The organism is uncultured Nostoc sp., from assembly GCF_964245575.1.
Taxonomy (GTDB): Bacteria; Cyanobacteriota; Cyanobacteriia; order Cyanobacteriales; family Nostocaceae; genus Nostoc.
The window spans coordinates 19,169-25,231 of the sequence record NZ_CAXTNP010000101.1 but is presented as its reverse complement, the minus strand read 5'-3'; the positions used below and the strand labels follow the sequence as shown (position 1 = coordinate 25,231).

At 40.8% G+C, this 6,063-nt stretch carries 3 protein-coding genes; 1 reads left to right on the top strand and 2 read right to left on the bottom strand.

Features of this window, described 5'->3' with window-relative positions; all coding sequences use genetic code 11:
- Together ACFFAP_RS17440 and ACFFAP_RS17435 are read right to left on the bottom strand one after the other, a co-directional pair.
- On the bottom strand, positions 1–456 hold a 456-nt coding region (locus tag ACFFAP_RS17440), incomplete at its 3' end, for a calcium-binding protein (protein WP_375512381.1).
- A gap of 663 nt (positions 457–1,119) precedes the next feature.
- Complete coding sequence (locus ACFFAP_RS17435; protein WP_375512380.1) at positions 1,120–4,248, bottom strand: MFS transporter; 3,129 nt, start codon at positions 4,246–4,248, stop codon at positions 1,120–1,122.
- Positions 4,249–4,976: 728 nt separating this feature from the next.
- Between ACFFAP_RS17435 and ACFFAP_RS17430 the strand changes: the two genes are divergently transcribed.
- A partial coding sequence (locus tag ACFFAP_RS17430) for a general stress protein (RefSeq protein WP_375512384.1) occupies positions 4,977–6,063 on the top strand: 1,087 nt, incomplete at its 3' end.

Sequence of the window (6,063 nt, the reverse complement as noted above, 5' to 3'; positions counted from 1 at the left end):
AGTACCACCGCCAAGGACATCGTCGCCAGTACCACCGTTAATGACATCGTTACCATTACCGCCAATCAGGCTATCGTTGCCATTATCACCGCTTAGGTTATCGCTGCCATCACCGCCGACAAGGGTATCGTTGCCATCACCAGCAACGAGGCGATCGTTGCCACCACCACCGGTAAGGATATCGTTGCCAGTACCGCCACCGAGGATATCATTACCACCACCAGCGGTAATGACATCGTTGCCAGCACCACCGAGAAGGGTATCGTTGCCACCACCACCGTTAATGACATCGTTACCACCACCGCCATCAATGCGATTGTTGCCACTACCACCGACTAGGACATCAGTGCCACTACCACCGACTTGGTTTCCACTACCTTTGATCTGGACAGAATTGGTAGCACCGTTAATAATTGAAGTAATGTCGATACCAGAGATGTTGGGAAAGGTTGCCATAAATTAGCTTCTCCTGAGTTTAGAGGGTAAAAATTACCTCGTCACTTCACCATCAGAAAACGGTGTTGCCGATTAAGAGTATGAATTTCCTTTACCCCAAAGGCGCAAAGGAAAGAGTTTCAAACATTAAATTTTTGGATTTAACACTTTTATTCAGCAATGCCGAGAAAACAAGGTGGAGAAATAACGAGTGGGAAGAAATAACTGAACCACATCATCTGATTGGAACAGGTTTTTAACTGTTAAGTCCAAAGATTTTAGAAGCACTGCATATATAAATGGTTTTGACATCAAAATTGTGCCAAGGGTCATTTCTATATCCTTGTGCTTTATGTATACATTGGTTACAAGTACTAGGCTGCTAGGGAACAAGCAGATTTTCTAGTACAGAATCGCATAGCTTTTACGATTTTTTACTGTATTCACAATCACAAGATTATAATATTACCCTCAAGGGTACTTTTTTCTATCTATAAGAAATAATAATTAATCCTCTTTTATTCCTCTCGCTAAAAAAAAAATCTGAAACCTTTGCTTAGATAGGGTTTTGTAATATATGTAGGAAGAATAAGGTCATGATAGTACTCTGGGGATAGTTTGTTTTATTTATAAAAAAAAAAGTGGCATTAATTACCACTTTTTTTTATAAATTTCTGATGAATTTTAACGAGGTAGAGGTAACCCTGTAACGGCCACTGCTCCCGCGATCGCACTGGCTACAAGGGAAGTCAATGCTGTCCCAAATAACCACCAAGCAGCATTTGCAACAGTTTTTTTGGTTTCTTGGCCTTGCTTTTTAGCTTGTTCTTGGATCGCTTTCAGGCGTTTTTTTGTTTCTTTTTGGATGCGTTCAGCTCGTTGTAGTACGCCATCCCGCGCCGCTTCTATTTGGTCGATTATCCTGTTAGCATCCTCTTGGGAAATATCCTCACGAGAACTTAATACAGCAATTAAAGTGTCACGATCAAATTCACTGAGGCGATCGCGCAATGCTTCAAATCCAGCTTGCGGATCGTCGAACACTTTCGCAAAGTCTTGCTTAATTCCTTCATAGTTGAGTTCGGAACGATCAAGCGAGTTGAGATAGTTGCGAACTTTGGCAAAAACTCCATCAAGCACTGATTGTACCTTTTGCTGTATCTGCTGGAATTGTTCGACAATGGAATTGCGAACAGAATCAATTTGATCGACAATTTGGTTAGCTTCCTCTTCAGAAATATCTTCCCGTTGAGATAACAGCGCCACAATTGTCGAATGATCAAATTTCGAGGCGCGATCGCTTAAACTTCCAATTCCAGCGCGGGGAGAAGACAGCAGCAATTGCAAATCGCGTTTAATTGCTTCTGGGTTGAGTTCTTCTTTGTTAGTGTTACGCAGATATTCTTCGAGATTGGCTTCAAAATCTAAAGCTTGTTGAGCAGTACGCTTGGCTAAACGTCGTGGCGCTCTCACAATATTACCAATTGCATCTTGTGCCTGATCAATGATTTGATTAACTTGCTCTTGGCTCAAGTCTCCCCGTTGACTCACAAGTTTAACCAAGGTTTCTCGATCAACATTAGATAGGCGATCGCGCAGTGCTAAAGCTCCTGCTTTGGGATCATTGAGTAATTTTTCCAAATCGCTCTTAATACCTTCGGGATCAAGTTCTTCCAAGTTGGTATTGCGGAGATATTCGGCGATCGCTTTTGTCGTTTTTTCGTACTGTTCTTTCGCCTGTTGCGGTACTTGCAAAATACTATCTCGGACTGCTTCAATCTGATCGAGAGTTTGGTTTATTTGTTCTTCGCTCAAATCCTGACGCTGACTGAGCAATTGTACCAGTGTATCCCGGTCAAATTGCGATAGGCGCGATCGCAAAAGGCTAATTCCAGCTTGCGGATCGTCTAGTAAAATTTGAAACTCACGTTTGATACTTTCGGGATTGAGTTCGTCTTTGTTAGTATTCCGCAGATAGTCTTCAACTCTTTGGCGCAATTCATCAGCTTTCGCTTTTGCTTGTTCTTGCACTTCTCTAGCACGATTCAAGATATTATCGCGGGTGCTTTCGATTTTACTAACAATATTATTAGCTTCCTCTTCGCTGATATCTTGACGTTGCTGGAGCAATTGTACAAAAGTATCGCGGTCAAATTCTCCGAAGCGGCTACTTAAATCTTCAAACCCAGCTTCTGGATCTTCCACCAACTTGGAAAAGTCCCGTTCAATACCTTCAGGGTTGAGTTCTTCTTTCCCCGTCGAACGCAAATAATCTTCGATGCGGCTACGGAAATCTTGCCCTTTTTCTCGCCCTTGCGCCTGTTTTACAGTTTCTAAAACTTCCAGGCGATCGCTTTCCATTTGTTCGGAAATTTCTTTCACCCTGGCTTCACTGATATCACCCCGTTGGTTTAGCAAGTTGGTAAAATATTCTTGATTGAGTTCTTCCAACTCCCGTCTCACAGTTGTCGGATCTGCATTCACGTCATAGATGACTTCTTTAAATTCATCTACCAAGGTAATGCGGTTAAAATGCCAAGGAAAGGAATTCAATATGTAGTCTTCTACATCTGCCTTAATTGTGTTTTCGGGTGATATCGGCAATTTTGCCGCTACTTGTTCAGTTGCTTGCTGTGTAAGCTTTTGGAGTTGTTCTGTAATTTGAGCAACATCGACATCTTGAACTTTCTCTTTCAGCTTTTGCAACTGAGCTGTAATTTTATTTACATCTATATTGGAGAGGTTTACCCGATCCAGCACTGCTGGTGCAGCAGCGCTCAAGCCATATCGAATAGCTTGCTTGATCACACCATTCCTTATACCAGTACCACCTCCGATTGTAACCAGTTGTTGAAGCCGTTCACCTAATTGATCTGAATTCAGTTCTTCGGGAGTAGCAGAATTAAGCAAATTAATTACTTGCTCTGTTGGATTTTTGCGATTCAGAGCTTGTTGCCAAGCACCTTCAAATTCGTCAGCAATCCGATTTATATCTTCCTTAGAAAAGTCTGTTCGACTGCTGATTAAATCAACAAATGTTTGGCGGTTGATATTTTGCAATAAATCACTATTAGCTACAGATTGCAAATCTGTATCTTTAACAAGCTGGTCAAATTGACTACGAATTTCTTTGATATCCAGCTTTGGCGATTGCAGAGAACCTAAGGAACTTTGGAGCGTATTTTTAATACCTTCAGCATCAAAACCTGAAGTTAATTCCCGCCTGACTGCGGCTGTAATATCTTCAGCAGTAGAGACTAACTGTTGTTTCGCAGTATTAGCACTGATGCCAGCAGTTGCTGTACCCATCAGAGTTTGAAAACCAGAAGTTACAGTACTAGCGATAGAACCAATAAAAGAACCTACTGCTGATGAACCCAACCAAATTACCAGTGAAAAATAGGTAGACCAGATAACTACACCGATAATTGCTCCTAGAGATTCACTTTCGATTAAGCTAAGTTTTACCGCTAGAAAACAAGCAATAAATAATGCAATACTAACAGTTATCAAGGCCCAAGCACCAATTTTGGTCTGAACTGCACGAATTTTATTACCTAAACTTTCTGATTCATCATCAGAATCTGAGTCAATTTCCCAAGATGAAATTCCTACAGCGACTGAAAAGTTTGTAAATAACAATTGAAAGGCAAATGCCATTAATACCCCAGCCAACAATGCTACCAAGAATTTAGGCCCAGAAAAAAGAACTGATGCTTCTTCTGGAGTTAATGCTTCCTGAGCTAAAGTTATCGGCGCTAATCCAAAAGGCAGCCAGTTCCATCCCCAAATACTTAAAACACTTTGAAACATAGGATTTTCTCACTTCCGCTCAATTAAATAACCATTGATAAAATGGCTTAATCATCAATTTAGTTGCTAGTTATATAAGCTTACACTTTCTTAGGTAATAACTTTGTTTGCCAAAAGTCGTATTTTACAAAAAATAAATATTTTTATTACTTTTTAAATAAATAAAATAATGTATGTAAAATTGAGTCCTCTTGTTAGAATCGAATAAAATTAAAATAAAATCTTCTTAACAAAAGTCAATTTTCTAAAAATGCATCTACAGATACGGCAGGTTAAAAACGGATGAGGTAGAGTGCTAAAGGGTAAGGAACAATGTTTATTGGTGTGAACCTTAAGTATAAGCCAGCATTGGCAAGCATTTTTTAATTAGCCTCACTTTTTATCGAAAATTAGGTTAGTGCAAAACCTCGGAATTAAGCAGATTTACCCTGAAGTTGGAACTGATATATAGTTGTGTGTTCCCACTAAAGATTACATCTAATAGATAGATAATTTTTTCGCAAAAAGAAATTTAGTTAATATCTAACCTTTTTGTAATTGTAATAAGTAATTTATTTGATATTTTAAAGTTTTTTATTAACTTACTTTAAGCGAAACAACCTATGTCTAATGATAGAGATAAAACTTATTCCAGAGGATTGATGAAAAATAAAAAAACCTATGTATAATAATGGTGATTACAAGCTATAAATTAGTAAATAATTGATTTTTGTTGAGGAGAAGAAATAATGGTTGTAGGTGTACATAAACGTGGTGTAGGTGTATTTTCTAATCGCCGAGATGTTGAACATGCCCTACATGAATTGAAAAACACTGGCTTTGACATGGACAGAGTTTCTGTCATTACGCAGGATGGTGACAAAGATGATATTGCTGGCGCTGATGTGCGCGATCGCGTCGGTGACAAATCTGATGAAGGTGCTAAAGTTGGCGCAGTTACAGGTACTGCTTTGGGCGGATTGACTGGCTTATTAGTCGGTCTTGGGACTTTAGCAATTCCTGGAATCGGCCCAATTATGCTGGCTGGAGCCGCAGCAACCACTCTAGCTACCACCCTTACTGGAGCTGGTATTGGTGCAGTAGCTGGTAGTTTGCTTGGTGCATTGGTTGGTTTAGGAATTCCCGAAGAACGAGCCAGAGTTTATGACGAACGTGTAAAGCGAGGACACTATTTAGTCATCCTAGATGGCACAGATGCAGAAATTCTTAGAGCAGAAGCAATTCTACGTCAGCAGGGTGTGGAAGAGTTTGGCATTTACGATAATCCAGATGCTAGAAATGCAACCACTGGTTCTGTCACTCCAACTCCTACTGCCACTGATTATGGCACTCCAATTCCTACTGCCACTGATTATGGCACTCCAACTCCTACTAGGGCTTATAGTGGTGTTGCTAAACGCGCAATTGGGGTATTTTCTCATCGTCGAGATGCAGAAGCAGCACTTACAGAATTACGAGATGCGGGTTTTCCTTTAAGTACAATCTCCATCATTGCCAAGGATACAAACAGTCAAGGGATCGCTGGTGTAGATGTAGATAGAAACGTCGGTACAGGTAATAAAGCAGACGATGGTGTAAAAACTGGAGCAGCTACAGGCGGTGTTCTAGGCGGCTTGACTGGCTTATTAGTTGGTCTTGGGACTTTAGCGATTCCTGGAATTGGGCCCGTGATTGCAGGTGGCGCAGTAGCAACAGCTTTGGCGACAACAGCGGCTGGTGGTGCGATTGGTGCAGCAGCTGGGGGTATTGTTGGCGGACTTGTTGGTTTAGGAATTCCCGAAGACAGGGCGCGAGTTTATAGCGATCGCTTCCAAA

Bases quoted from the DNA above. Each gene is read 5' to 3' on its own strand.
- ACFFAP_RS17435 (WP_375512380.1), bottom strand. From the start codon at position 4,248: ATGTTTCAAAGTGTTTTAAGTATTTGGGGATGGAACTGGCTGCCTTTT.